Source organism: Phytopseudomonas seleniipraecipitans (assembly GCF_900102335.1).
Classification (GTDB): Bacteria; Pseudomonadota; Gammaproteobacteria; order Pseudomonadales; family Pseudomonadaceae; genus Aquipseudomonas; species Aquipseudomonas seleniipraecipitans.
In genome coordinates this window covers 1-24,811 of sequence record NZ_FNBM01000007.1, presented here as the reverse complement: position 1 = coordinate 24,811, position 24,811 = coordinate 1, and the positions used below count along the sequence as shown (strand labels likewise).

The 24,811-nt window shown below is 59.1% G+C and carries 25 protein-coding genes, 4 tRNA genes and 1 pseudogene; 17 read left to right on the top strand and 13 right to left on the bottom strand.

Annotated features, from left to right (window positions below):
- Nucleotides 1-165 precede the first annotated feature (165 nt).
- From BLS60_RS15085 to BLS60_RS15070, 4 genes are all read left to right on the top strand, one after another.
- On the top strand, nt 166-2,379 hold the full coding sequence (locus tag BLS60_RS15085) for a putative bifunctional diguanylate cyclase/phosphodiesterase (RefSeq protein ID WP_092369561.1): 2,214 nt from the start codon (nt 166-168) through the stop codon (nt 2,377-2,379).
- Entirely contained in the window at nt 2,376-4,286 is a 1,911-nt protein-coding gene (locus tag BLS60_RS15080; protein WP_092369558.1) for a sensor histidine kinase, read from the top strand. The genes BLS60_RS15085 and BLS60_RS15080 overlap by 4 nt, the downstream gene beginning before the upstream one ends.
- Nucleotides 4,287-4,362: 76 nt before the next feature.
- A complete protein-coding gene (locus BLS60_RS15075; protein ID WP_092369555.1) occupies nt 4,363-4,623 on the top strand; it encodes a YkgJ family cysteine cluster protein in 261 nt (86 codons plus the stop codon).
- A 29-nt stretch (nt 4,624-4,652) separates the two neighbouring features.
- Nucleotides 4,653-5,258: an START domain-containing protein gene (locus BLS60_RS15070; RefSeq protein ID WP_092369552.1), complete on the top strand. Its 606-nt coding sequence runs from the start codon at nt 4,653-4,655 to the stop codon at nt 5,256-5,258.
- Nucleotides 5,259-5,327: 69 nt separating this feature from the next.
- Here the strand turns inward: BLS60_RS15070 and BLS60_RS15065 are convergent, their stop codons facing one another.
- A complete protein-coding gene (locus BLS60_RS15065) occupies nt 5,328-5,996 on the bottom strand; it encodes a Bax inhibitor-1/YccA family protein (protein ID WP_070883154.1) in 669 nt (222 codons plus the stop codon).
- A 180-nt stretch (nt 5,997-6,176) separates the two neighbouring features.
- On the opposite strand from BLS60_RS15065, the gene BLS60_RS15060 reads away from it, so the two are divergent.
- Nucleotides 6,177-6,267: transfer RNA gene (locus BLS60_RS15060), tRNA-Ser, on the top strand.
- A 112-nt stretch (nt 6,268-6,379) separates the two neighbouring features.
- On the opposite strand, the gene BLS60_RS15055 is transcribed toward BLS60_RS15060, so the two are convergent.
- From BLS60_RS15055 to BLS60_RS15045, 3 genes are all read right to left on the bottom strand, one after another.
- Nucleotides 6,380-7,615: a two-component system sensor histidine kinase NtrB gene (locus tag BLS60_RS15055; protein ID WP_092369549.1), complete on the bottom strand. Its 1,236-nt coding sequence runs from the start codon at nt 7,613-7,615 to the stop codon at nt 6,380-6,382.
- 145 nt (nt 7,616-7,760) lie between these two features.
- A complete protein-coding gene (locus BLS60_RS15050; RefSeq protein ID WP_241077685.1) occupies nt 7,761-8,000 on the bottom strand; it encodes a DUF1654 domain-containing protein in 240 nt (79 codons plus the stop codon).
- Nucleotides 8,001-8,201: 201 nt separating this feature from the next.
- Nucleotides 8,202-8,408: a hypothetical protein gene (locus BLS60_RS15045; RefSeq protein WP_070883158.1), complete on the bottom strand. Its 207-nt coding sequence runs from the start codon at nt 8,406-8,408 to the stop codon at nt 8,202-8,204.
- 411 nt (nt 8,409-8,819) lie between these two features.
- Here BLS60_RS15045 and gacA point away from each other — a divergent pair, with 411 nt between their 5' ends.
- The 6 genes from gacA (at nt 8,820) to BLS60_RS15015 (ending at nt 12,836) form a co-directional block, all read left to right on the top strand.
- Nucleotides 8,820-9,464: a response regulator transcription factor GacA gene (gacA, locus tag BLS60_RS15040; RefSeq protein WP_070883159.1), complete on the top strand. Its 645-nt coding sequence runs from the start codon at nt 8,820-8,822 to the stop codon at nt 9,462-9,464.
- Nucleotides 9,465-9,468: 4 nt separating this feature from the next.
- Nucleotides 9,469-11,289: an excinuclease ABC subunit UvrC gene (gene uvrC / locus BLS60_RS15035; RefSeq protein ID WP_420848475.1), complete on the top strand. Its 1,821-nt coding sequence runs from the start codon at nt 9,469-9,471 to the stop codon at nt 11,287-11,289.
- Between the two features lie 33 nt (nt 11,290-11,322).
- A complete protein-coding gene (gene pgsA / locus BLS60_RS15030) occupies nt 11,323-11,883 on the top strand; it encodes a CDP-diacylglycerol--glycerol-3-phosphate 3-phosphatidyltransferase (RefSeq protein WP_070883161.1) in 561 nt (186 codons plus the stop codon).
- A gap of 65 nt (nt 11,884-11,948) precedes the next feature.
- Nucleotides 11,949-12,024 (top strand) — tRNA-Gly (locus BLS60_RS15025).
- Between the two features lie 39 nt (nt 12,025-12,063).
- A tRNA-Cys gene (locus tag BLS60_RS15020) sits at nt 12,064-12,137 on the top strand.
- 255 nt (nt 12,138-12,392) lie between these two features.
- Nucleotides 12,393-12,836 carry an anti-virulence regulator CigR family protein gene (locus BLS60_RS15015; protein ID WP_092369543.1) on the top strand — a complete coding sequence of 148 codons (444 nt, stop codon included), beginning with the start codon at nt 12,393-12,395 and terminating at the stop codon, nt 12,834-12,836.
- A 220-nt stretch (nt 12,837-13,056) separates the two neighbouring features.
- Here BLS60_RS15015 and BLS60_RS15010 read toward each other — a convergent pair whose 3' ends face one another.
- A complete protein-coding gene (locus BLS60_RS15010; protein ID WP_083328733.1) occupies nt 13,057-13,347 on the bottom strand; it encodes an Arc family DNA-binding protein in 291 nt (96 codons plus the stop codon).
- A gap of 99 nt (nt 13,348-13,446) precedes the next feature.
- Nucleotides 13,447-13,788, bottom strand: coding sequence for a YgaP family membrane protein (locus BLS60_RS15005; RefSeq protein WP_070883164.1), 342 nt, complete (start codon nt 13,786-13,788; stop codon nt 13,447-13,449).
- Between the two features lie 229 nt (nt 13,789-14,017).
- Here BLS60_RS15005 and BLS60_RS15000 point away from each other — a divergent pair, with 229 nt between their 5' ends.
- From BLS60_RS15000 to BLS60_RS14985, 4 genes are all read left to right on the top strand, one after another.
- Entirely contained in the window at nt 14,018-14,269 is a 252-nt protein-coding gene (locus BLS60_RS15000; RefSeq protein ID WP_070883165.1) for a DUF1652 domain-containing protein, read from the top strand.
- 87 nt (nt 14,270-14,356) lie between these two features.
- Nucleotides 14,357-14,608 (top strand): hypothetical protein, encoded by a 252-nt coding sequence (locus BLS60_RS14995; RefSeq protein ID WP_070883166.1) that lies wholly within the window; start codon nt 14,357-14,359, stop codon nt 14,606-14,608.
- Nucleotides 14,609-14,700: 92 nt separating this feature from the next.
- Complete coding sequence (locus BLS60_RS14990; RefSeq protein ID WP_070883167.1) at nt 14,701-15,036, top strand: ElaB/YgaM/YqjD family protein; 336 nt, start codon at nt 14,701-14,703, stop codon at nt 15,034-15,036.
- Nucleotides 15,037-15,217: 181 nt separating this feature from the next.
- Nucleotides 15,218-15,304, top strand: a tRNA-Leu gene (locus BLS60_RS14985).
- Between the two features lie 212 nt (nt 15,305-15,516).
- Here BLS60_RS14985 and BLS60_RS14980 read toward each other — a convergent pair.
- From BLS60_RS14980 to BLS60_RS14950, 7 genes are all read right to left on the bottom strand, one after another.
- Nucleotides 15,517-16,860 carry an OprD family porin gene (locus BLS60_RS14980; protein ID WP_092369540.1) on the bottom strand — a complete coding sequence of 448 codons (1,344 nt, stop codon included), beginning with the start codon at nt 16,858-16,860 and terminating at the stop codon, nt 15,517-15,519.
- Nucleotides 16,861-16,872: 12 nt separating this feature from the next.
- Nucleotides 16,873-18,342 carry an ABC transporter ATP-binding protein gene (locus tag BLS60_RS14975; RefSeq protein WP_092369537.1) on the bottom strand — a complete coding sequence of 490 codons (1,470 nt, stop codon included), beginning with the start codon at nt 18,340-18,342 and terminating at the stop codon, nt 16,873-16,875.
- Nucleotides 18,339-19,160 carry an ABC transporter permease gene (locus BLS60_RS14970; protein ID WP_092369534.1) on the bottom strand — a complete coding sequence of 274 codons (822 nt, stop codon included), beginning with the start codon at nt 19,158-19,160 and terminating at the stop codon, nt 18,339-18,341. The genes BLS60_RS14975 and BLS60_RS14970 overlap by 4 nt, the downstream gene beginning before the upstream one ends.
- On the bottom strand, nt 19,157-20,092 hold the full coding sequence (locus BLS60_RS14965) for an ABC transporter permease (RefSeq protein ID WP_092369531.1): 936 nt from the start codon (nt 20,090-20,092) through the stop codon (nt 19,157-19,159). The genes BLS60_RS14970 and BLS60_RS14965 overlap by 4 nt, the downstream gene beginning before the upstream one ends.
- The gene (locus BLS60_RS14960; RefSeq protein ID WP_092369528.1) at nt 20,089-21,630 is read right to left on the bottom strand and encodes an ABC transporter substrate-binding protein; all 1,542 of its coding nucleotides are present in this window, start codon (nt 21,628-21,630) and stop codon (nt 20,089-20,091) included. Before BLS60_RS14960 ends, BLS60_RS14965 begins: the two co-directional genes overlap by 4 nt.
- 459 nt (nt 21,631-22,089) lie before the next feature.
- Nucleotides 22,090-22,881 (bottom strand): outer membrane protein OmpK, encoded by a 792-nt coding sequence (locus BLS60_RS14955; RefSeq protein WP_092369525.1) that lies wholly within the window; start codon nt 22,879-22,881, stop codon nt 22,090-22,092.
- Between the two features lie 264 nt (nt 22,882-23,145).
- Nucleotides 23,146-23,397, bottom strand: a complete 252-nt coding sequence (locus tag BLS60_RS14950) for a hypothetical protein (RefSeq protein ID WP_092369522.1) — start codon at nt 23,395-23,397, stop codon at nt 23,146-23,148.
- Nucleotides 23,398-23,545: 148 nt separating this feature from the next.
- On the opposite strand from BLS60_RS14950, the gene galU reads away from it, so the two are divergent.
- Both galU and BLS60_RS14940 read left to right on the top strand, forming a co-directional pair.
- A complete protein-coding gene (gene galU, locus BLS60_RS14945) occupies nt 23,546-24,382 on the top strand; it encodes a UTP--glucose-1-phosphate uridylyltransferase GalU (RefSeq protein ID WP_070883176.1) in 837 nt (278 codons plus the stop codon).
- 102 nt (nt 24,383-24,484) lie between these two features.
- Nucleotides 24,485-24,811: pseudogene (locus tag BLS60_RS14940) on the top strand (IS3 family transposase); the annotation flags it as partial.

Sequence of the window (24,811 nt, the reverse complement as noted above, 5' to 3'; positions counted from 1 at the left end):
TGCATTGCACTCGCTTTAGAGCGCTCCAGACTCTGACTGACGAATGGCCCAATTCGTGCCGTTGGTAAAATGCCATCATGCCTCTTGTGACTTTCCATGGCTGGCTATACTTTGCGCCACGGAAGGTAATGGTCCTCTTGCCTGGGTGAAAGGTGAACGTGCTTCATGGATGACTCCTTAGTGTTGTTCGATGATGAGCCCGAGGGCGGGTCTCAGTTGCCGACCTGGCATATTCTGACCGTAGACGATGATGCTGGTTTTCAGCGCGCCACGGCGTTTGCCATCAGCGAGATGGAAATCCTTGGCCGGCGTATCGAAATTACCCAGGCTTTCAGCAACCGCGAAGCCGCCATGATGCTTGCCGAGCAGCGTGACTTCGCGCTGGTATTGCTCGATGTGGTGATGGAGACCGAAGACGCGGGGCTGCGTCTGGTCAAGACTCTGCGCGAGGTCATCGGCAACGCCGAGATCCGCATCGTGCTGCTGACCGGCGAGCCTGGCATGGCGCCCGTGCAGGAGGTCATGCGTGATTACGACATCAATGATTACTGGTCCAAGAGCGAGCTGAGCGCCGAGCGCCTGCGCACCGTGCTGACCACGGGCCTGCGCAGTTACACCCAGCTCAAGGCCACAGCACGTGCCAGACGCGGGCTGCAGATGATCGTGGAATCCAGCAATGCGCTATTTTGCTCGAAGAACACCCGCGAACTGTCAGCCAAGATCCTCTCCGAAATCGCCTCTCTGCTGGATCTGCAAGCCGAAGGCATCGTCTGCGTCAAAGCCAAGGAGCCGAGCCCAGGCGCTCTGACCAATGCGCATGTCATCAGCGCCAGTGGTCGCTTTTACAGTTCCATCGATAGCGATCTGGACAGCCTGAAAGATGACGCCGTGGCCGGTGCCTTGCGCTGCAGCCTGCAAAAACAGGCCACTCTGCGTTTCGATGACTGCACCGTGCTGTTCTTCCCGCGTTTCCAGGCCGGTGCCGATTACGCCTGCTACGTGGCCACCGAGCGCACGCTCGACGATACCGAGCTGGAACTGCTCGAAGTGTTCAGCGCCAGTATCAGCCGCGGTCTCTATAACGTGGCGTTGTTCAGCCGCCTTGAGGAAATGGCCTACCAAGACGATCTGCTGAAGATCCCCAACCGCAATGCGCTCATTCGCATGCTCGACATGACGCTGAACAGCCCGAACAAGCATGAGCGTGTGCTGGTTTTGATCGATATCGATAACTTTTCTGGTGCTAACACCGCGTTCGGCACCGGCTACGGCGACTTCATCCTGGGTCTGGTTGCCAATCGATTGCGTGAAACGTTCGACGGCAACGTGTTGATCGCCCGCGTGCGCGATGATCTGTTCGCCATCCTCGGCCCGGAAGAGCAGGTGCGCGCCGAGGACATCGTGGCGCTGTTCCGTCGCCCCAATCGACCTTACGAAATTGGTCAGGTGCACAGCCTGAGCAGCGTCACCCTGTATCTACGTGATTTCAACGATACCGCCAGTGTCGCCCTGCAGGATGCGCGGCTCACGCTCAAGCAGGCCAAACAGTTGGGCCACGATCAGCACGTGGTGCATGACCCTCAACTGCAGAGCGCGCACGCCGAGTCGTTCCGGCTTCTGCTGGCGCTACGGGATGCGGTGGCCAGCGACCTGATCAGCATCGAGTTGCAACCTCAGGTGGACTTACGTACTGGTGTGGTGACCGGTGTCGAGGCACTGGCGCGCTGGTACCACGCTGACGGCAAGTCCACGCCGCCGCTGCAGTTCATTCCTCTGGCCGAGGCCACCGGCTACATTCTGCCGCTGGGCGATCTGCTTATGCGCCTGTCGCTTCAGGCGGCCAGGCGCCTCGGAGAGGCCGGCTATGGCGACATTCGCGTGGCGATCAACGTGTCGGCGACGCAACTGTTGCAACGTGATTTCATCCAGCGATTCACCCTGCATCTGGAAGCCGCTGGTGTCACCCCAGGCCAAGTCGAACTCGAGATAACCGAGTCAGTCGCCATGCGCTCGTTCGAACTGGTGTGCGAACAGTTGCTGGCCCTGCGGGAAATGGGCGTAACGGTATCCATCGACGATTTCGGCACCGGTTTCTCCTCGCTCAGTTACTTGCGCCAACTGCCCGCCAATCGCCTGAAAATCGACCGTAGCTTCGTGCAAGAGCTGAGTTTGGAAGACGATGGCCGCTCGATCGCTGAAGCGATTATCCAGATTGCCCAGCGCGTCGGCATGACGGTGATTGCCGAAGGCGTAGAGGACCAGGAGCAAGCCGAATGGCTGAAGCAGCATAACTGCGCGGAAGCCCAGGGCTTTCTGTTCGCCAAGCCCATGCCCCTGGAGCGCCTGCTAGTTTGGCTGGGCGAGCGCAACCTCCGGTGAGCCACAGTCAGGCAGCTTCCTGGCGCAAGTGGCTCGCCAAGCCGCTGCCACGCAATCTGCTGGTGTTGTTTTTGCCTTGGTCCGTGCTGATCATCGTGCTCAGCGTGCTGCTGTATGACCGCATGCTCAGTGATCGCCTCGAGCCGTTATTGGATGCGCAGACGGACAGCCTCAACGAGGGCGTCGCCGTTTTGGAGCGGCATTTATCGAGTTTGCGCGGTGACCTGCAGTTTCTCAGTCAGCAGCCCCTGCTGAAACGAGCCATCAAGCGTGCATCGCCTGATAGTTACGCTGCGCTCAGCGAACTGCTCCTCGAGTTTTCCGAAAGCCGCGGCATCTACCAGCGCATCCGCTGGCTTGATGAGACCGGCATGGAGCGAGTGCGTGTCGATGCGGCATCCGGTGAGACCCGGGCTGTCGAGGCGGCCGATCTGCAAAACGATTCCGCCGCTTATTATTTTGTGGAAACCATGCATCTGTATCGAGGCGAGGCATATTTGTCGCGCTTCGATCTGGACCGCCAGTACCGGCCGGATGGATCGATTCGCGAGCTGATTCCGATCCTCCGTGCATCAGTGCCCGTGTTCAGTGAGCGTGGCGAACGGCGCGGCATCCTGATTCTCGACTATCGCGCCGAGCGGCTGCTCGGTCGTCTACAGGAAACCTCCGTCGCTTATGGTGGCTCGCTGCAGCTGCTCGATCACGAGGGCTACTGGATGCTGGGCGAAAGTCCCGAACACGCCTGGGGTTTCATGCTCGGCAAGCCTGAACTGACCCTCGCCAGTCAGCAGCCGATGAGCTGGCGTCGATTGCTGGAAGACCAGCGGGGCTCGTTCATCGACGTGGCTGGTTTCTGGGCGTACAGCCATTTTCGCCCAGGTGACAAAGGAGCAGCCACCTCCAACGAGGCGGATCACTGGCTGCTGTTGTCGCACCTTCCCGCCGACCATCTGCGTGCATTGCGCTGGGAGGTGCTGTGGCGAGTGCTGCTGTTCTTCGGCGTGTTGCAAGGGCTCGGGTTACTGATTAGCGTGCGGCGCGCTGTCGATGAGGCGGAGCGCCTGCGCGCCGAGCACGAGCTGTATGTCAGCAGCCAGGCATTGGCCTTCAGCAACGAGCAGTTGCAGGGCACTGTTGACCAGTTGCAGCGAACCCGTCGCGCCTTGCTGCAGGCAGAGAAGCTGTCTTCCCTTGGCACCATGGTCGCCGGCGTGGCTCATGAGCTGAATACGCCGATTGGTGCGGCCAGTGTCGCGGCGTCCACGCTGGAGAAATCCAGCCAGGCTTTTCAGGCGGAAATGCGCGACGGCTTGAAGCGCGCCACGCTGGAGCGTTTCGTGCAACGCACTGACGACGGCCTCAGCATCATCAGCACCAGCCTGGAACGCATGGCGCAACTGACTCGCGCGTTCAAGCAGCTAGCGACAGATCGTGCCAGCACCGAACGGCGTCGTTTCGATCTGCGCGAGTTAGTCGACGAGGTGATTCTGCTGTTGCAGCCGAAGCTACGGCAAAGCCCGCACCGTATCGAACTGGATCTGCCGCAGAGCGTGATGCTCGACAGTTACCCAGGCCCGCTCGGGCAGATCGTGCAGAACTTGGTCGATAACGCCCTAATCCATGCTTTCGATCCAGGCGTTAAGGGCGTGGTGACGGTTAGCGGCAAGGCCGACGAGGCGAATGGTCAATATCTGATCGAAGTCCGCGATGACGGTCGTGGCATGAGTGAAGACGTACTCTCGAAAATATTCGACCCATTCTTTACCACTCGCCGCGGTCAGGGCGGCACAGGCTTGGGGCTGCATATCACTCACCAGTTGGCAGTGGATATTCTTGGCGCCCAACTGGATGTGCGCAGCAGCCCGGGTGAAGGTTCATGCTTCAGCATCCGCCTGGATATCGGCTGACTGCCGGGAGTGCCGTGTTTGCACCTGGCACGCTAGAATCGCTCAGTGCCGTGTCGTTTCGTTTGAGGTTTCGTTCATGCAATGCCGTCCTGGCTGTGGCGCCTGCTGTATTTCACCCTCCATCAGTTCCTTCATCCCTGGCATGCCAGCCGGTAAACCGGCAGGGCAGCGATGCGTAAATCTTACTCGGGACGATCGCTGCGGTATTTTCGGTCACCCGGATCGTCCCCAGGTTTGTTCGGCATTTTCAGCCGATTTAGCGGTCTGCGGTAATAGCCGAGAAGACGCCATTCGCCTTCTCGACTGGCTTGAAGGCGCTACCGCAGCCACTGCGTGAGGCTACCCACCACAGGTTCGGAGAAATGTATGTCGTTGAGGTTGATCCATTTGTTGGCCGCAGGCACAGCTCTGTGTATCGCCAATGCCGTTCACGCTGAAGATTGGCGTCTGGCGAAGGATGAAGATGGCATCAAGGTCTATCTCAGCGAAGTGGCCGGCTCGCCCTACAAGGCCTACCGCGGCGTGACGCTGATCAAGACCGAAATCGGCAAGCTCAAGGCCTTGCAGGAAGATGTAGCTGCCTCGTGCGCCTGGATCCACGAGTGTCAGGAGCAGCGTCTGCTCAAGCACGAAGGTGACAAGAGCTGGACGTACACACGCTTCAATACGCCATGGCCCGTCACTCCACGTGACTCGATCATCGAGGTGACGACGGAGCAGGGCGTTGATGGCAGCTTTACCCGCACGCTGCACGGGGTACCCGATTACCAGCCGGAAGAGAAAGGCTATGTACGGGTCGCTGAAGTTGAAGGCCACTGGACGATGACACCCAAGGCCGACGGCATGGTCGAAGTGGTTTACGAAGCGCGTTCGGATCCAGGCGGCAGCGTCCCATCCTGGCTTTCCAACAAGTTTGTTGTAGAAGCGCCGTTCAATACGCTCAAGGGAATGCGCGACAAGGCTCAGCAGTAGGCGTTATTCAACGAGTGCCGCACATGAAAAGGCCCGCCAATTGGCGGGCCTTTTTGCAAGCGCTGACGATCAGTCGTCGCCGCCCATGATGCCGAAGATCTGCAGCAGGCTGATGAACAGGTTGTAGATCGATACATACAGGCTGATGGTCGCCATGATGTAGTTACGCTCACCGCCATGGATGATCGCGCTGGTCTGGAACAGGATGCAGGCCGACGAGAACAGCACGAAACCGGCACTGATCGCCAACTGCAGACCGCTGATCTGGAAGAAGAAGCTAGCCAGAACCGCGCCGAGTAGCACGAAGAAACCCGCAGTGATGAAACCGCTCAGGAAGCTCATGTCCTTGCGAGTCGTCAGCACGTAGGCAGATAGGCCGCAGAATACCAGTGCCGTCATCATGAACGCCGAGCTGACCACTTCCGCGCCGTTGGCCATACCCATATAGCGATTGAGGATCGGGCCCAGGGTGTAACCCATGAAACCGGTCAGGGCAAAGGCGCTCAACAAGCCCCAGCCCGAGTCACGCAGTTTGGCGGTGAGGAAGAACAGACCGTAGAAACCGATCAGCACGACAAAAATATTCGGGTAGGGCACGTTGGCACGTTGTGCCATGAATGCCACGATGCCACTGAAGGCAAGGGTGAGAGCCAGCAAGCCGTAGGTGTTGCGCAGAACGCTGCTGACTTCCGTTTGTTCAACCCGGGAAGGGCTGTTTGCGTAATCTTGTTCGCGCATGGCGACACTCCTGTAAAGGCTATTGGTTCCGTGACCAAGGTCGGGAAGCATCATAACAGAGCCTTGGGTACTGCCAAATCAGAGTATTTGACAGTGTGTTACGTTCCGGTAAGATGCGGCCCGCAACCTACAAGGTTGCAAAGGAATGTTTCGGCGGTATGAAACAGTCCACGTCAATCTGGAGGGTTGGCAGAGCGGTTGAATGCACCGGTCTTGAAAACCGGCGAACGTTAGTAGCGTTCCCAGGGTTCGAATCCCTGGCCCTCCACCAAATCGAGAAAAGCCCAGCGATCAGCTGGGCTTTTTTTTGCGTGGGGTTGCCGCACGGTGATAGCCGTATCGCCAAGCTCTGGCATTGGGGTGGGCTGTACGTTCAGCTCTATCTAGCGCGGCTGATCGACGCCATCGATGGCTATGGAGTGCTCGGAGCCGTAGCACGGGAAGTGCAGGCGGAAGCAACTGCCTTGCCCTGGCTCGCTTTCCACGGTCAGCTGGCCGTTCATTTCATTCACGAACCCACGCACCATGGAGAGCCCGAGGCCAGTGCCTTGGCCATCCTCTTTAGTGGTGAAGAAGGGGGCGAACACCTTATCCAGTACTTCGGGCGCCATGCCGCAGCCGGTATCGATGACGCTGATCACCGTGTAGCTGCCTGGTTTGAAGTTGGAGTTGTGGTGGCTGAAATTCGCGCGATCCAGGTGCGCCTCGTGGGTGCTGATGGTCAGCGTGCCGCCGTCGGGCATGGCGTCTCGCGCGTTGATAGCCAGGTTGAGAACGGCGCTTTCCAGCTGCTGCTTGTTGGCTTTGAGAAAGCGCGCGTCTGGAGCAAGGCTGAGGTTAAGCAGGATCTTGCTGCCGATCGCGGTACGCACCAGCGATGCCATGCCCAGTAGAATCTGATTGGGATCGACCCGCTCCAGCCGCTTCGCGCGCTTGCGCGAGAAGCGCAGCAGATTTTCCGCGAGGCCGGTGGCCCGCTCGACTGATTCCCTGCAGAGAGCGTAATACTTGCTCAACCTGCTGGAGTTCGCCGTCTCGACCTCTTTCTCCATCAATGACAATGCCATCGACATGCTGGCTAGCTGATTATTGAAGTCGTGGGCGAGGCCGCTGGTGATCTGACCCACCACTTCCATCTTCTGTGATTGAAACAGCGCACTTTCCAGATGCTGCTGGGCCAGCTCTTGCTCGATTTGATGGCGAAGGTCCTGCACGCTATTCATGAACCCGAGCATGGTGCCTGCGTCGTCGAACAAGGGCACGATATTGGCCAGTACAGGCACACGACTGCCATCACGCCGCTCGACGATGGTGCGGAAATTGGTAACGGCTTTCCGAGTGACCAGAATTTCCGCCAAAGGCGTCTGCTCATGAGGTACATGCACACCTTGCAAGGTCAGCAATTTGTGCGCGCCACAGAACTTGACCTGCGAATCGCCAACACTGGGTGTCTCGCCCCATATCTCGGCTGCCTTTCGGTTGTAAGCCACTACCGTGCCGGAGGCATCGCAAAGGTAAACACCGACTGGCAGGTGCTCTATAAGCTCATGGTTAAGCTTGCTTGCCAGAGAACTGCCTGCAGGCAACTGCACGCTTATGCTGAGCGAATTTTTTGGCATGAGGCCTACTGGGGGCAGGAATATATCGGGGCTAGATTAGTGCTATTCGCCGCTTCGTGCGAGAGGTGGCACATGGCATCCATTGACCGGCTATAACGTTCATAGCGGCTGCAGGTCGACTGAATGCGCAAGCGCCACGTGCATTTCAGTCATCCATGGGGACGGTCCAGAATAGCTGCACGCCATCATCCCGCCAGGCGATGGTGACGTTGTCATTTTCGGCAATCTCATCAAGGATCCGCGCCCAGTCGTCCGGGCTGTCGCTTGCGCTTTTCAACAGCACAGCCGAACGAGCTCGCTGGGCGGCTGGTGCGTTAATGGCCCGAGAAACTCGCGCGGCCAACGCTTCGTAAGAGGAGAGAGGTGCGGCAGTATCGGTTGCCATACTTGGATGCTCAGATTGCTGTATGTGCATACAGTAATTCTGTCATGCTCAAATGTCACCCTTCATTAGCATCTATATAAGGTACGGCTGAAATGAGTTTCCGATGCTGCGAGCAAACATCGGATTGGCAGGCTATCTCGTGAGTGCCGCACGCATCTCCGGAACCCGCTACCTGGTGTGCCAAGTCCGAAAGTGACCGCCTTAGTACCCCAGCGAACCTTTGAGGTCTGCATAAACAGCCGTCATCAGAATCTTGTTCTGCAACTGCGCTGCGGACAATCTGCGTGTTGCCACCAGGTTGCACTGCAGATCGAGACAATCGACCTGCAAACCATCCGATGAGGTTTCCGTGACGATGTGATAGCGGCCAGCGGTTACGGTCTTGAGTTGCTTAATGAGCAGGTCCATGCGGGGTTTTCCTCGGCGTAAGGTCACGGTCTGTAATTTCAGATCAGCGCTGTTGACCAAGCGTTCCGAATAAATTATCTGCACGTGCGGACTGCTCTCTCGGCTGTTGAAAAGCCGACCGGCAGTGCTCGGGCAACTGTTCATAATCATCAGTAGTGCCGCGATTAACGAGGTCGTTTAACGCTGTCAAACGTTGCTTGAACGTGCAGAGATTGCTCATCATGTCTCTGCCGGGTTATTGCACTGCATGCTGGGTAACCCGCTGGGCGAGGCTAGGGAGGGCGCCTTGTTTTCCGCAAATTGGCGCTGGCAATTTGACGTCACGGGCTAACTCAGGCGTCAGGTTTTTTGATATGGTGCCGTTTCCCATGTAGTCGCTGTGCGGCGTTCGCGCAGGTACGAGGTGTTCGTTTGATTAAGGTATTGGTAGTCGATGATCATGACCTCGTTCGTACGGGTATTTCACGCATGCTTGCCGATATCGATGGTTTGCAAGTCATTGGCCAGGCCAGTTCCGGCGAGGAATCGCTGAAAAAGGTGCGTGAGCTCAAGCCCGACGTGGTTCTGATGGACGTCAAGATGCCGGGCATCGGTGGCCTCGAGGCTACTCGCAAGCTGATTCGCAGCCATCCTGATCTCAAAGTGGTCGCCGTTACCGTTTGTGAAGAAGATCCGTTTCCGACGCGTCTTTTGCAGGCTGGTGCTGCGGGCTATCTGACCAAGGGCGCGGCGCTGGAGGAGATGGTCCAGGCCATCCGCATGGTCTTTGCCGGCCAGCGTTTCATCAGTCCGCAGATTGCTCAGCAACTGGCGCTCAAGTCTTTCCAGCCGCAGAGCAGCAATTCGCCGTTTGATCTGCTGTCCGAGCGCGAAATCCAGATCGCGCTGATGATCGCCGGCTGCCAGAAGGTGCAAAGCATTTCCGACAAGCTTTGCCTGTCGCCCAAGACGGTGAATACCTACCGCTACCGAATTTACGAAAAACTCTCGATCACCAGTGATGTGGAGCTGGCGCTACTCGCAGTACGCCACGGCATGGTCGATGCCACCAGTTGACGTTATGCCCGTATTCGATGCCAGCGCCTTCCTGGCCACCTGCAGCGGACGCCCCGGCGTGTATCGCATGTTCGATGCAAGTGGCAATCTGTTGTATGTCGGTAAAGCCAAGAACCTGAAGAAGCGCCTCGCCAGCTATTTCCGCAAAACGGGCCTGGCGAGCAAGACGGCAGCCCTGGTCGCCAAGATCGCCCAGGTGGAAACCACCATCACTGGCAACGAGACCGAGGCACTGCTGCTCGAGCAAACGCTCATCAAGCAGTGGCGCCCGCCGTACAACATCCTGTTGCGCGATGATAAATCCTACCCCTATGTCTTTCTGTCCGATGGCGACTATCCGCGGCTGGATATCCACCGTGGTTCCAAAAACCGCAAAGGCCGGTATTTCGGGCCCTATCCAAGCGCTGGCGCCATTCGTGAAAGCCTTGCATTGCTGCAGAAGGCTTTTCTGGTGCGCCAGTGCGAAGACAGCTTTTTCAAGAACCGTACCCGGCCGTGCCTGCAGCACCAGATCAAACGCTGCAAGGCGCCTTGCGTCGGGCTGGTGGAGCCGGCCGAATACGCTGAAGACGTGCGGCACTCGGTTATGTTTCTGGAAGGGCGCAGCAACGCCTTGAATGCTGAGCTGTCGACCAATATGCAGGAGGCTTCGCTGGCACTGGATTTCGAGAGAGCCGCCGAGCTGCGTGACCAGATGGCCTTGCTGCGCCGGGTGCAGGATCAGCAGAGCATGGAAGGTGGCACCGGCAACGTGGACGTCATCGCTGCCATGGTCAACCCGGGCGGCGCCTGTGTGCACCTCATCAGCGTGCGCGACGGGCGAGTACTTGGCAGCAAGAACTTCTTTCCGCAGGTGGCGATCGAGGAAGAGACGCAAGATGTGCTCCTGGCGTTTCTCGCTCAATACTACTTGGGTAGCCAGGAGCGCGATCTGCCGACGGAGCTGATCGTCAACTCCCCCCATGAAGACTATCCCACCCTGATTGCTGCCATCGCCGAATCGCGCGGACGCGAGCTGGGTATCAGCTACCGCGTGCGCGGCACCCGAGCGCGTTGGCAGGCGCTGGCCGTTACCAATGCCGAGCAGGCGCTGGGCGCGCGGCTGGCCAACCGTGAACACATGGCGGGGCGCTTTGAGGCCCTGGCCGAAGCGCTGGACATGGATGGCGGGCCACAACGCCTGGAGTGCTTCGATATCAGCCATTCCAGTGGCGAGGCGACGGTCGCCTCCTGCGTGGTATTTGGCCCTGAGGGGCCGATCAAATCCGATTATCGGCGTTACAACATCGAAGGCATTACCGCCGGTGATGACTATGCCGCGATGCATCAGGCGCTGACCCGGCGCTTTAGCAAGGTCAAACAGAACGAGGGCAAGCTGCCGGACATCCTGCTGGTCGACGGTGGCAAGGGCCAGTTGGCCATGGCCAGGGAAGTGCTGACCGAGCTTGAGGTGCCTGAGCTTATTCTGCTCGGCGTTGCCAAGGGCACGACCCGCAAGCCAGGGTTGGAAACCCTCTATCTGAATGATGCCGCCCATGAATTCACCTTGCCGGGCAACTCGCCGGCACTGCATCTCATCCAGCAGATCCGCGACGAATCTCACCGTTTCGCCATCACCGGGCACCGTGCACGCCGCGGCAAGACCCGGCGTACGTCCAGTCTCGAAGAGGTAGCCGGGGTAGGGCCGAAGCGGCGACGTGAACTGCTCAATCATTTTGGTGGTCTGCAAGAGTTGTCGCGTGCCAGTGCGGAAGAAATCGCCAAAGCACCTGGTATCAGTAAAAAGCTTGCCGGGTTGATTTATGCCGCTCTGCACAGCGAGTAGAATGCCGCCTCACCTAACCGCCCAGTCGAGCCGATGAATATCCCCAACCTGCTTACGGTGCTCCGCGTTCTGCTGATCCCGATCTTCATTTTGTTGTTCTACATGCCATTCTCATGGAGCTACTGGGCTGCCAGTGGGGTTTTCGCATTTGCCGCGATTACCGACTGGCTCGATGGCTATCTGGCGCGTCGCTGGGAGCAGAGCACACCGTTCGGCGCTTTTCTTGATCCGGTTGCCGATAAGCTCATGGTTGCCACCGCGTTGGTGCTACTGGTCGCCGAGCACACCAACCTGTGGCTGACCATTCCCGCAGCCATCATCATTGGCCGCGAGATCGTCGTCTCGGCGCTGCGCGAGTGGATGGCCGAGCTCGGGGCGAGGGCACACGTCGCCGTGTCCAACCTGGGTAAATGGAAAACCGCCGCGCAGATGGTGGCGCTGGTGATTCTGCTCGGTAATCCACCGTTGTTCGGCTTCTGGGTGCTGGTGGGATATGCGCTGCTGATCATCGCCGCCGTGCTGACGCTGTGGTCCATGGCGCAATACCTACTTGCTGCCTGGCCGCACCTCAGCGTCTCCGCAGAAAAGAAATAAGTTTTTGAATCAAGGGCTTGACGGGGCGTTGCTAATCTATAGAATGGCGCCCGTCGACAAGACAAGCGGGAATAGCTCAGTTGGTAGAGCACGACCTTGCCAAGGTCGGGGTCGCGAGTTCGAGTCTCGTTTCCCGCTCCAGTTTCAATGGGCCGTCCAGTACGGCCCATTCGCTTTAAAGGCTGAGTAGCAGAGTGGTTATGCACCGGATTGCAAATCCGTGAACGCCGGTTCGATTCCGACCTCAGCCTCCAAACAGAAAGCCCCGTAGTCAGTAACTACGGGGCTTTTTTGTGCCTGCGATTTGGACCAGCGTTTCCGCGGCGCCGGCTATTGTTTCCGCTATGTATCGCTATTTTGTCGTGCGGACGCTCCCCGCGATGCGCCGATATGCCGTCCTCATGGCGGTCTTGACTCCGCAGAATTTAGTTCGTCAGCCAGGGAGCTTACTGATCCGGCGTTGTCTACAGTGCTGGGAATCTTCCCGATTGTATTGAAGGAGCATCGATATGGTCCGTCCGACGTTTTTGGCGGTGGCTTGTACTTCGATTGCATTGGCGTTGGGGCCTGGTCTGGCCTCTGCCGATCCTGGCAACGGCAAGGGACACGGGCAGGGTAATGGCAACAGCAAGCACGCTCAGGGCCATGGCAATGGTGGTGGTGGCAGTTCCAAGTACAGCGCGCCAGCTATAGACCGTGGCGGCATTCTGAGCATCCTCCAAGAGCATCGTTCCTATTGGAATCCGGGTCCCGCACTGCCGCCTGGCATCCAGAAGAATCTCGCTCGCGGCAAGCCTCTACCGCCTGGCATTGCCAAGAAGCTGGATGGTCGGCTGCTGGGCCAGCTGCCGCGTTATGACGGTTATGAGTGGATTCAGGCCGGCGTGGACCTGATTCTCGTCGCGGTGGCCACAGGGGTTATCTACGAGGTATTGAACGGCGTTTTGGACTGAAGAGGTCGTGCGCCGCAGAGTAGAGCGCATTGCCTGTCAGGTATCACTGCATTCCGGGTTGCCAATAAAAAGCCCCGCAGTCAGAAACTGCGGGGCTTTACTTTGCGTGTACCCTAGAACCGTTACGGCGTATGGCTACAGACTCCCAAGTTGTCGACACGCCTGCGAGTCATCAACGGGTTTGCGGTAACCAATTGAGTTGTGCGACTGGTCAGAAAGCTCAGCGGGTGCCTGTTTTAAGGCCATCGAGATAATCGATGTTAGCTTCTTGAACCTTTTTCGCTGGCTTGGATGTTGCCTGCAGTTCGCTTCTAAGTTTCGCTTCGAGTGCCTCGAGTAGCAGCTTCTGGCGGGCTTGACCTTCCAGGTGGGCCTCGATGGCTCGAATAATCTCCGTGTTCATGCTGGTGTAGTTGTCATTAGCCAGATCCTCAATGCGCTTGCGCATTCCGTCTGGTAAACGCACAACGAACTTGTCCGCAGTACGGGCATTGAATATCGGTTTGGTCACGATCAGCGCCTCCGTGTTGAATGGTAATAGCTATTTGATAGTAAGCGGATCAATAGTTCATTTTTCATACAATTTTCGGCACACGCATCACGCCGCTGTTCACGGCGAAATGGGGTCGCTGGCCGGGAATGTCTCCTCGAGCGCGTGATCCATTCGAGACTCTCTATCTTGCGCGCGTTCGGCGGACTTTGGCGTGACGCCTTCTTGGTTTCGCTCCGGAATCGAAGCGGTGCGCTCATCGTGCGTGTCCTCACGCTCGCAGCCGTCAAGCAGACTCTTCAGCTGGCAATGGCCGGTCAATCCTCGCTTGGCCAGCATTGCGCCTAGCGCGATCTTGACCAAACCGCCAATACCGCCTTGCTTGATACCGCTTTTCACTCCCATTGCGCCGATGGCCAGCGAGAGCAGGCGTTCAGTACCTTCAACATTGTTCGTATGCATACGACACCTCATCAACTATCAGACTCGCCTCGCGGGGAGGCTGTGAGAATAGTGAGAGGGTGCCCCTGGGCAAGGTTCAGCTTTGCTTACCAGTGGTCAATGACGCCGGTCCGCTGCAGCTCACCAACGCATATTTGCCAGTCGACGGGTGGGGCAAAATGCCACATGCACGACGGTGCAAGCGGACTAGAATCGAAGGGTCATCAATTGCGAGGAAGGAGTTTCCAAGATGATGTCCGTTCTAGAACAGCGCCGCATCGTCGAATGCGCATTTTTACCTTTGGCCTGTAGTTGCGCCATCGATAGCAACGATTCGGTAACGATTCAAATCAGGGACCCGAACACCGGCCAAGTCTATCTGAACGTTACCGGCATATCCCGAACCGAGTTGTCGACATCCCGGCAGATATCCCAATTGGTGATGCAGTTGCGCCAGGATCTCGATGCGCTGAATTCGGGGCAGCGCCGCAAACAGGCATGATGGGCTGTCGGTTTGCCGTCATACAGAGTGAACTGCCGTCCCGATCAGCAGCCTGATTTAGCAGTACTCATCAACGAGGGCGACGATATGGACGGTGGCAAATTCGATGGCTATGACCTCGAGCGTTTCCACTCGCTGCTGGCGGAGGAGCTTGGGCTGTCTGCAGACGAGCTGGAAACCTGGATGGAGGAAGAGCGTGAACGGGTGGATGAGGATGGCCAGTTGATCGGTCATGCCGTCACATTCAATCCAGACATGCCCTTCGATCTGCGTGCCCGAGTGCGTGGGATGGCGGGCGAATATGTCGCGCATACCGGCATTATTCAGCTCGACTCCTAGGTGGCTGGGCAACCAGCCGGCAGAAAGGCTGAACTATGCCGACCAACGGCGTCTCCTAAATAGCGTCAATCACTTATATGGAGTATCCGCTAATGGCACGTAAAACTTCGCTGGAGTCCGGTTTGGATCATTTCCAGCAGGATAGCGCCAAGGAATTGAAAAAACTTCTGGACCAAGCCAGCAAAGCGCTGGGTGATGCAGAGTCTTTTTCTGGCGACAAGGCTCACGAAGCCCGCGAAAAAGTGATCGCACTGCTTAACGAAGCCAAAGGCTCGATTACTGAAAAAGGCCGTGAAGCGGTCGAGCTGGGTCGTGAAACCTTGGGCAATGCGCAAGACCGTATCGAGAGCAACCCATGGACGTCCGTTGCCGTAGCGTCAGGCTTCGGTCTGCTGATCGGCCTGCTGGTCGGCCGCGGCAGCAAGTAAGTCGACTTCGCTGCCCCGCCTCTTAGGCCGCAGCTTGAGTTATTTGATTGCACCTGTCCCATCAGGCTGCATTCACCTAAACAGCCTCGTAGATCACTGATTTACGAGGCTTTTTATTGCGTGGTTTAACCTTGCAGCGCCGCTTTGGGGTGTATATAGTCCAGCGCTCACATATTTCGCCGCCCCGATGGTGAAATTGGTAAACACAGCAGACTTAAAATCTGCCGACCGTAAGGTCTTGCCGGTTCGATTCCGGCTCGGGGCACCAATTTCGCTGTTTGCGGCGGTAGACAGCCTCAACAAAGCCGGCCATCGAGCCGGCTTTGTCGTGCCTGGAGCCCACTCAGCCTCTCGCCGTGGCGAGGCTGCAGGGCAACTGAGCTGGGCGCAGTGATAGCGCCGCGAAAGGGGAGCGGCGCGTATGCTCGCCGCACGCTTTGAAATGGGCCATCGCTGAAGTCAGCGAACGCTTTCGCCGTTTTAGAAGACGCCGGAGAGCGGATATTCGACGGCAAGACGTATCTGGTCGGCGTCCAGCTCCGCTTGTGCGGTGTTGCTGCGGTGCAGGTTGTGTCGCAGAGACACGGTGGTACCTTTGGCTGCGCCGCTCTGCACGACGTACCGCGCCTCGAGATCCCGTTCCCAATGTTTGCCACCCTTGCCGTAGCCGAGGTAGGCATAACCACCACTCTGATCGACACCGCTGCCATCGATCTTGCTGCCGCGAATGTAGGCGGCGCTGAGTTGCAGGCCCGGCAGATTCCACGCTGCCATGGTCACGGCGTAACGCGCCTGCCAGGACTGCTCATTGGGCGCGTTGAAGTCGGACATCTGTACCGCGTTGCCGATGAAGATGGCGCCGCGGGTGACGTAGTCGAACGGCGTGTTGCCGTCGACTTTCTGGTAGCCCAGGCTGAGGCTATGCGCGCCCTGGGAGTAGGTCGACATCAAGCTCCACGTGGTGTTGTCGATGCGGCCGGACAGCGACTGTCCGGTGTCCGTGGTGCGATACAGGTTCAGGTTCAGCGACAGCGAACGGTAATCATCGATGGCCTGGACGAACGTACCGCCCAGGTAGTGCTGGTTCCAGGTGTCTTCATAACGCGAGGTGTACAGGCTGCCGCTCAGGTTCTTGCTGGGCGTGAACACCACGCCAGCGAGATCGAACGCGTCGCCTTTGACGGCATTGGAGTAGTTCACCACGAAGCCCTGATCGTGGCTGCTGGCATTGCGGTCGGTGCTTTCCGTGAAGTGTCCACCCACCAGTTTCAAGGTATCGAATTCGTCGCTGGTAACGAACACGCCGGTAGCGGTTTCAGGCAGCAAGCGGCTGTCGGAAGAGCTGAAAACCGGCGTTTTAACCCGTTGTTCACCGTAAGACAGCACCGTCGATGACGCGCGCAGTTTGACCGCCGCGCCGCCACGGCTGAATTCATCCTTGGGGTTACCGTCGTTATCGAGGCCCAGCAGTCGCGCCTTGCCGGCGCGGCCACCGCCGCTATCGAGTTTCACGCCGAGGTAGGCATGAGCGTCGACACCGACGCCGATCACCCCTTGAGTGAAGCCGGACTGCAACGTGCCCATCAGTCCATATCCCCACTCTTCGGCATAGCCGTTGCGTTCAGCGCGCGGTTTGTAGGCGTTGCGCGCACCGCTGTTGCTACCGCCGTTACGGTATTCGCGGTTGTCGTAGACAGTGCGGTTGAGCAGGCTCCAGGTGCTGTCTTCGATGAAGCCGCTGGCTTTGGATTGGGCGGAGTCAGCCAGCGCCACTGGGCTGAACAGCAAGGCAAGGCTGAGGGAACGAAAGGGGAAGGCTGTCATGTCAATCTCTGTTCACACTTGGATGGGAGCGGCAGGGCTGGCCAGCGGGGAGGGTGCAGATTCGCCCGTTTCGGTATCGGTCGTTGTCGAGCCGAGCCGGATGCGTTGATCGGATACTGCGTCGATCAGGGCTTCGTCATGGCTGACAAGCAAGACGGCGGTATCATTTTCGCGAGCGGCCTCGACGAGCAGCTCGATCATTTCCTGCTGGGTGATCACGTCGAGACGCGAGCTAGGTTCATCGGCAAAGATGAACACCGGGTTGAGCAGCAACACCCGCAGCAGCGAAAAGCGCTGCAGTTCGCCGCCGGACACATTGCCGGGCAAGCGACTCAACAACGCTGGCTCAAGGCGCAAGCGCTTCAGCAGCACGTCGATGCGGCTGCCATCGAGTCGGTGTAAGCGCACCAGGTCGTGAAGATTGCGGGCCAGGGTGATGGTCGGTGGAAATGCCGCCACCGGATCCTGATAGAGCTTCTGAAAGGCGACCCTGGGCGCGCTGTGCAATTTGTTCACGGTGCCCTTGCGGGCGGCCATCAGGCCCAGGATGACGTCGCCCAATGTGGACTTGCCGCACCCTGACGGGCCGGTAACGCCGACGATTTCGCCGCGTCGTACATCGAACGACAAGCCGTCGAACAACAGGCGCTCGCCGCGTTCGACGCTGAGGTCACGCACTTGCACCACCGGCTCACCGTTGACTTTCGGTTTGCCGCTACGTGTCCAGCGTGCCGGATCGGCAGCCATGAGGCGGCGCGTGTAGTCATGTGCCGGATTGTTGAGCACGTGTTCAGCGCTACCGGCTTCGATGATCTTGCCCTTGAGCATGATCATCACATTGCCGCCGAGGCGCCGAGCTACCTCGATGTCGTGGGTGATGATCAGCAGGGCGCCGCCGTCAGCGATGCCTGCTTGCAGCAGGCGGATCACGTCGCCGATGCGCGCGCTGTCCAGGCCTTTGGTCGGCTCGTCGGCGATCATCACCTTGGCACCACCGGCATGGGTGGCGGCGAAGGCCAGACGTTGCGCCATGCCGCCGGAGAGCTGGAATGGGAATTTCGTCTCGGCGTGTTCGAGGCCGAGCTGAGCCATGTCCTGGCGGGCCAGGCGTTGCGCGTCCTGTCTGCTTTTGCCGACCACGTGCTGGTACGTTTCGCAAACCTGCTGCCGGGCGCGCATGGTTGGGTCGAGGCTGAGCCAGGGTTCCTGTGGCAGCACGGCAATCTCACGGCCCCACAGAGCCTGACGGCCACGCTGGCGGCCTTCTTCGCTGAAGCCGCTGGCGAAGTCGATTTGCCCGTGAGCCTGCAGGCCTGGCGGCAGATTGCCGACGACGCCCTGCGCGAACAAACTTTTCCCGGAGCCGGTTTCGCCAATGATGGTCAGCACCTCGCCTGGCCAGAGCTCGATGGACAGCGGCTCTACCAGCGTCGCGCTGGCCGTGCGGATTTCCAGGGCGTGGGTCTTCAACAGTGGTTTCACGGCTTGCGCCCCCCGGCAATCAGCATCAATGACAGTACGATCAGGAAGATCACCAGGATCGGCAGTGCAATGATCACCGGCGCTTCGGCGAAATAGGGCAGCAGCTCGGTGATCATCAAGCCCAGTTCAGCGGTCGGCGGGCGTACGCCCACGCTGACGAAACCCAGCGCGGCGATCGCCATGATTGCTGACGCGGCGCCGAATGCGGCGATGGTCATCAGTACCGAAGCCAGCTCTGGCCACAGATGACGGCGGATGATGTAGAGCGGCCCGAAGCCCAGCAGGCGCGAGGCCGCCACCGCGGGCGAGGCCAGCACGGTGCGTGACAATGCGCGGGTCATGCGGAAATATTCGATCCACAGCACCAGCGCCACAGCGCCGTACAGCGCCAGGAACGAGCCGGGATGGATCGCCACGATCAGCAACACCAGCAGCAACCCGGGCAGCGCCAGGAACATCTCGGCAAGCAGGCCAAGGCACTTGTCGGTCATGCCGCCTTTCCAGGCCGCGAGGATGCCTAGCAAAACCCCCGGTATCGCGGCAGTGGCGACGCTGACCAGCGCCAAACCCAGCGACAGGCGAACAGCGGCAGCCAGCCGCGCGAGCATGTCGCGGCCCAGATGATCGGTGCCGAGCGGGTGGGCGCCAGCGGGAACAGAGAGGATTGCGTTGTAGTCCTGCCTGGCGATGTCCACTCCCCAGAACAGCGGTACACACACTGCAAATGCGATCAGCGAGGCCAGGATGGCGACCCCGATAAGCCGTGAGGTCGCGCGCGGTTGCGGCGCCGCATCGTCAATGGCGATATCCAGATTCATGCGTCCCTCCGGCGCGGGTCGATCAGATGGTTGGCCAGGTCGACACAGGTATTGAGCACCACGAACATCAGCCCCATGGCCAGAGCGGCGCCTTGCACCATCGGCACGTCGCGCTGAACGATGGCGTGCACCAGGCCGTGGCCGATTCCCGGCCAGGCGAATAACGTCTCGACCACCACGACGCCCTCGATCAGGTACACCAGCTGCACGCCCAGGTACGTCACCACCGGCACGCCGATGTTGCGCAGGCCGTGGCGCATGAACACCTTGAAAGCGCTCAGGCCTTTGAGCCGCCCAAAGGCGAAATAGGCCGACGAGGCGACGGCTACCGTGGCGTCGCGGGCAACCCGCGAGGATACGGCCGCGAGGCCGAGCGCCAACGTGACGGTCGGCAAGATGGTGTGGGCGAAGCTGCCGTGACCGGCCGAAGGCAGCAACGCCAGCGACACGGCGAAGATCAGTACCAGAATGATCCCCAGCACGAAGTGGGGGATTGCCCGAGTTGCCGTGCTGATCAGCAACAGCAGGCGATCCAGCCAGCCTCCGGGGCGCAGCCCGGCGATGACGCCCAGCGGTGGACCGATGAGGAACGAAAGCAGCACGGCGCCAACGGCGAGGCGCACCGAGCTGCCCAGCTCATGGGCGACCATGTCGATTACCGGCCTGCCGGTGACCAGCGAGTTACCCAGGTCGAGAGTCAGCAAGTCGCCGATCCACGCCACGAATCGCCACATTACCGGTTGATCGAGCGCCAGCTCGGCCCTGACGGCTTCTGCCGCGGCGCTGTTGACCATGTCGTAGCCGTAGCGGCCGGCGGCGATCCGGTAGGCCGCATCGCCGGGTAGCAGGCTCATCAGCAGGAATGTCAGTGCGCCGATCAGTATGGCGACCATGACCGCCTGCAACAGTCGGAAACCGAGCAGCCTGATCATTCAGCCCACCGCATCGTGCTCAGCCCGAACGTGCGCTCGAACGGATCGATTGCAGCGCCTTCGACCTTGTTGGAGACGGCGATCGACTGGCGGTACCAGGCGATTGGAATCAGCGGCAGTTCTTCCTGCACCAGTGCGACGATCTTGTTGCGTAGACGCTGTTGTTCAGCTGGATCGTCGGCAGCCAGCAACGCGGTCATGGTTTCGCTGAACTGCGGGTTGTTCCAGCCCAGAGGGCCCCATTCTGCGCCGCCGTTACCAAAATCGGCGAGCAGGGTCACCAGCGGGTCAGGCACCAGCGCGTAGTTGCGGCCATAAAGGGCCAACTGCAGCGTGCCGTCGTTGTGAGCGGCGGGAATCGCACTGGCGTTTTCCACCGCGACCTCGACCTCCACGCCGACCTCGCGCAGCTGTGCCTGCAGAGCGGTGGCAATCAGCGGAAGTTCGGGGCGATCCGAGTAGGTGATCAGCTTCAGACGCAAGCGCTCGCCATCTTTCTCGACAATGCCGTCGGCACCTGGAATCCAGCCCTGCGCCCTGAGCAGCTCGCGTGATGCCTGTGGGTCATAGGCAAGGGCTGGCAGGCTGGGGTCATGCCACGCGGCTACGTTTTCGGCAAACATTTGCGTGGCACCCGTACCGGGCGCGCGCAGCACTGCTGCGGCAATGCCTTCACGCTGAATCGCCAGGCTGAGCGCCTTGCGCACTTCGACCGGAGCCGTAGCGCCGCTGCCGGCATTGGCTGCCAGCATGACGACGCGTGGCACCGCGCCGATCAACACATTGACATCCTTGGCGCGCTTGAGGCGCGCAATGCTCGGCGGGTCGAGCTGGAACACCAGCTCGGCGCCGCCGCTTTCAGCCATCAGCGACCGCGTTTCACCTCGGCCGGCGCCAAGGTAGGTGGTTTTTTCAATACTGGGTTTCTCGCCCCAGTAACCGTCGAAGCGCTGCGCAGCCAGCCGCTGCGGCGGCTCCAGCAGGGTCACCTGGTAGGGGCCGGTACCGATGATTTTCTGCACCTTGTCGTCGGCGTCATAGGCGGTTGGGGCGAGGATATTGGTGGAAGAATGAGCCAGCAACGCGGTGAGAGGCTTGAACGGCTCCGCGAGAGTGATCACGACGTCGTTGCCTTGCGCGCTGATCGACTCGATCTTGGCGTTGCGCAACATGCCAGTGCTGTTGCGCGACACGTTGAGCGAATGCGCAGCGGCCGCAGCGGTGAGGTCACTGCCGTCGTGGAATTTGACGCCCTGGCGGATCGTCAATGTCCATCGTTTACCGTCATCCGAAACCGACCATTTCTCCGCCAATGCGGGAATCGGCTGACCTTTCTCGTCGGCCTCGAGCAGGGTTTCGGTGATCTGCATGCGTTGAAAGATAAAGCCGGAAATCGCTGGGTCCAGCCCGCCGATCTCGAACGGAGCGACCACGTCGAATACGCGATCCTCGGCGCTGACATAGGCGCTATTGATGCTCAGCCAAGAGGCGAAAGCCGCGGCGAATAGCGAGAGACGGTGCTTCTTTCTTAACAACATGAGAGTCCTTTTATGCTCAACAACCCCGCCGGGGCACAGGCACGGCTGATCGTTGCAGCGTCACGAGGCGTGTAAACGCCGTGCTCACCTTCGCAAAAGGCAAGCAGGGCAAGGAGTAATCGGGCGCGCAGTTTAGTTATGTTATTTCATCTCGTCTATCACGTGATGCGATTTGACGCTGCTCGGCGGTTTGCCGGACGGATGAGAATCAAGAAGGGAGGCGGTACCCGGCAGCAGGCGAAGAGAAATAGACGTCGGGGCAAGGAGAGCGGAGCGGTGATTGGTTATCACCGTTTCGTCAATGCATGGATTGTGCTGCGCGAAAACGGAGCGACCCGATAGCTATCGGCAGGATATATCCAGGGTGCCTGGGTCGCCGGAGCGAAGAGCGCTGACTGCTCAGGCATCTCGCAGTGCCAGAGCTGCCGCCCATAAGCAGGCGGCAGCGTGGTGTGGCAACTAGAAGTGGGCTTTGGCCAACAGGCTGATCGCGCTCTGGTTGGTGCCGTCGAGCACCTCATCGCCCAGGAAGCTATCGTTGTCGATGCCGTATTTATGCTTCCAGTAGTCGTACTCGACACCCACGTAGAACTTCTTGCCCCAGCCCATGGCTTTGGCCAGGTCGTATTTGATCTGCGGGTTGATGTGCAGGTTGGCGTGGTAACTGTCGTCGTTATCGACCACCCAATCGATGAAGCCATCGATCACCAGATCCGAATTGCCGACCGGGATGGTGTAGCTCCACGCGGGGGTGATCTGCCAGACATTCCTGCCGTCGCGCTTGCCGTCCGGGCGGCGCAGGTAGGTGTTGAGCTGGAAGTAGTCGAAACCCGGAATCGCCAGGTCGACGGCAGGCCCGAGCAGATAGGCGTCAACGTCGTCTTCGCCGAATTCGTAGGTGGCGGCCAGCAGCACATCCTTGACCGGGCCGAATGACAGGTCAGCGCCGCTGATCTTGCCGAATGACAGGCGTGGGCTGAACTCACCGTAGAACGTATGTCCATCACCTGCACCGTTGGTGGCTTCAGTGTTGTACTTGATGCCGTCGACGAACAGAAACAGGTCGCCAAAACTCCAGCCGCTGGCATGCTCGAAGGTGATCGTCTGCTGGCGAGGCGGATCGATCTTGAAATCGATGCCATTGAGATAGGTCAGGCTGTTGTCCTGCCAGAGCAGCAAGTCATCGGCCATTACCTGAACAGCGGGCAGCAGGCAGCCCGCCAGCAGCAGTGAAGTCGCGGTGTGTTTCATCAGAAGTGTTCCGGAAGTGTCGAATTAACGGTCGGCCGATTGCAAAGCAAGAGCGCAGAACAGGCAGCTTGGAAGTACGCGCAAAAAACGCCGAAAACCGCTCTGCAATGCCGGTCCTGGCTAGCGCGGCGCGGGAGTGTACAGTAAATGCGGGCAGGTGAAATGCAGCGAAATAAACCAGAAAATAAAACGCCGTGTGCTCTTTCGAACACACGGCGTTGTGGTGAGCGACAGACCGCGCCGCTCAGATTGGCGGATGGCCGATCATTCGCCGAGTTGTTTGGCTGTCTCGACGCCAGCAGAGCTGAGCTTGATCGGGTAACTGATGGAGACCTCGCCGGCAGTGCTCGTCACGCTACCGTCATGGATGAGCCCGCTCTCTTGCAGGTGCTTGAGGGTATCGGCGACCGCGTGCTCGCCTCGGAAATTGTCCAGTACCTCCTTCCCCAGGCCGGCAGGGTGGGCGTGGAGTAGGCGGGTCAGAACTTCTTTCTTCAAATCATTGTCGATGGACATGCGAACCTCGCTTTGCGGTGGGCTTCATTGTCTGTGACTGTCCCGTTACCCAAACGTTTGAGGTGTTTACCGTACTGTCGTTGTAAGCCGCAGGCGTCCTGTTAGACTGCTCCGGTGTCGATAATTAGCTCTCATTTCAGGGACTTCCATGATCAAGAAATGCTTGTTTCCCGCTGCCGGTTACGGCACCCGTTTTCTCCCGGCAACCAAGGCCATGCCCAAGGAAATGCTGCCGATCGTGAATAAGCCGCTGATCCAGTACGGCGTGGAAGAAGCCCTCTCGGCCGGCCTCAATGAAATTGCCGTCGTGACGGGGCGCGGCAAGCGCTCCCTGGAAGACCACTTCGACATCAGCTACGAGCTGGAAGAGCAGATCCGCAACACCGACAAGGAAAAGTACCTGGTCGGTATCCGTCGTCTGATCGACAACTGCAGCTTTTCTTACACTCGCCAGGTCGAGATGAAGGGCCTCGGCCACGCCATTCTGAGTGGCCGCCCGCTGATCGGCGACGAGCCGTTCGCCGTGGTGCTGGCCGATGACCTGTGCCTGAACCTAGATGGCGACAGCGTGCTGACCCAGATGGTCAAGCTGTACAACCAGTTCCGCTGCTCGATCGTGGCGGTTCAGGAAGTGCCGATGGATGAAATCCATAAGTACGGCGTGATCTCTGGCGAAATGATCCGCGATGACATCTTCCGCGTGAACAGTATGGTCGAGAAGCCCAAGGCTGAAGATGCGCCGTCTAACCTGGCGATTATCGGCCGCTACATCCTGACCCCGGATATCTTCGAGTTGATCGAAAACACCGAGCCGGGCAAGGGTGGCGAGATCCAGATTACCGACGCGCTGATGAAGCAGGCTCAAGACGGTTGCGTACTGGCCTACAAATTCAAAGGCCAGCGTTTCGACTGCGGCGGCGCCGAGGGTTATATCGAGGCCACCAACTTCTGCTACGAGCACCTGTACAAAACCGGCAAGGGCTGATCGGCCTGGGTTGAAAAAGCCGCCTTCGGGCGGCTTTTTCGTTTCAGGCTGTCCCGTCCTGAATAAGGTTTACACCTTCTACCTGAGAATCTGGAGATCTCGATGGAGCAAGGTGTTAAGCGTACGCAGCGTGATTACTCGCTGACTTTTAAATTGGCGGTGGTCGACCAGATCGAAAAAGGCGAGTTGACCTATACGCAGGCTCAGGAGCGCTATGGCATCCAGGGCCGCTCCACTGTTTTGGTATGGTTGCGTAAGCATGGTCGGCAGGATTGGAGTCAGGGGGCCTCGATTCGAGCCGACAGGAGCCAAGCCGTGACCGATCCTAAAAACTTGACGCCTGAGCAGCGCATCAAGGAGCTGGAGCAACAACTGCAGTTCATGAGCCAGAAGGCCCAGTTCTTCGAGGCTGTAGTCGATGTGCTGAAG

Coding starts and splice junctions, on each gene's coding strand:
- BLS60_RS15065 (WP_070883154.1), bottom strand. CDS start 5,996: ATGCGCGAACAAGATTACGCAAACAGCCCTTCCCGGGTTGAACAAACG.
- BLS60_RS15050 (WP_241077685.1), bottom strand. CDS start 8,000: ATGGCAACCGATACTGCCGCACCTCTCTCCTCTTACGAAGCGTTGGCC.
- BLS60_RS14990 (WP_070883167.1), top strand. CDS start 14,701: ATGGCACGTAAAACTTCGCTGGAGTCCGGTTTGGATCATTTCCAGCAG.
- BLS60_RS15070 (WP_092369552.1), top strand. CDS start 4,653: ATGTCGTTGAGGTTGATCCATTTGTTGGCCGCAGGCACAGCTCTGTGT.
- BLS60_RS14965 (WP_092369531.1), bottom strand. CDS start 20,092: ATGATCAGGCTGCTCGGTTTCCGACTGTTGCAGGCGGTCATGGTCGCC.
- BLS60_RS15015 (WP_092369543.1), top strand. CDS start 12,393: ATGGTCCGTCCGACGTTTTTGGCGGTGGCTTGTACTTCGATTGCATTG.
- BLS60_RS14960 (WP_092369528.1), bottom strand. CDS start 21,630: ATGTTGTTAAGAAAGAAGCACCGTCTCTCGCTATTCGCCGCGGCTTTC.
- pgsA (WP_070883161.1), top strand. CDS start 11,323: ATGAATATCCCCAACCTGCTTACGGTGCTCCGCGTTCTGCTGATCCCG.
- galU (WP_070883176.1), top strand. CDS start 23,546: ATGATCAAGAAATGCTTGTTTCCCGCTGCCGGTTACGGCACCCGTTTT.
- BLS60_RS14970 (WP_092369534.1), bottom strand. CDS start 19,160: ATGAATCTGGATATCGCCATTGACGATGCGGCGCCGCAACCGCGCGCG.
- BLS60_RS14995 (WP_070883166.1), top strand. CDS start 14,357: ATGGACGGTGGCAAATTCGATGGCTATGACCTCGAGCGTTTCCACTCG.
- BLS60_RS15005 (WP_070883164.1), bottom strand. CDS start 13,788: ATGCATACGAACAATGTTGAAGGTACTGAACGCCTGCTCTCGCTGGCC.
- BLS60_RS14950 (WP_092369522.1), bottom strand. CDS start 23,397: ATGTCCATCGACAATGATTTGAAGAAAGAAGTTCTGACCCGCCTACTC.
- BLS60_RS15055 (WP_092369549.1), bottom strand. CDS start 7,615: ATGCCAAAAAATTCGCTCAGCATAAGCGTGCAGTTGCCTGCAGGCAGT.
- BLS60_RS15045 (WP_070883158.1), bottom strand. CDS start 8,408: ATGGACCTGCTCATTAAGCAACTCAAGACCGTAACCGCTGGCCGCTAT.
- BLS60_RS14980 (WP_092369540.1), bottom strand. CDS start 16,860: ATGACAGCCTTCCCCTTTCGTTCCCTCAGCCTTGCCTTGCTGTTCAGC.
- BLS60_RS15075 (WP_092369555.1), top strand. CDS start 4,363: ATGCAATGCCGTCCTGGCTGTGGCGCCTGCTGTATTTCACCCTCCATC.
- BLS60_RS15000 (WP_070883165.1), top strand. CDS start 14,018: ATGATGTCCGTTCTAGAACAGCGCCGCATCGTCGAATGCGCATTTTTA.
- uvrC (WP_420848475.1), top strand. CDS start 9,469: ATGCCCGTATTCGATGCCAGCGCCTTCCTGGCCACCTGCAGCGGACGC.
- BLS60_RS15085 (WP_092369561.1), top strand. CDS start 166: ATGGATGACTCCTTAGTGTTGTTCGATGATGAGCCCGAGGGCGGGTCT.
- BLS60_RS14955 (WP_092369525.1), bottom strand. CDS start 22,881: ATGAAACACACCGCGACTTCACTGCTGCTGGCGGGCTGCCTGCTGCCC.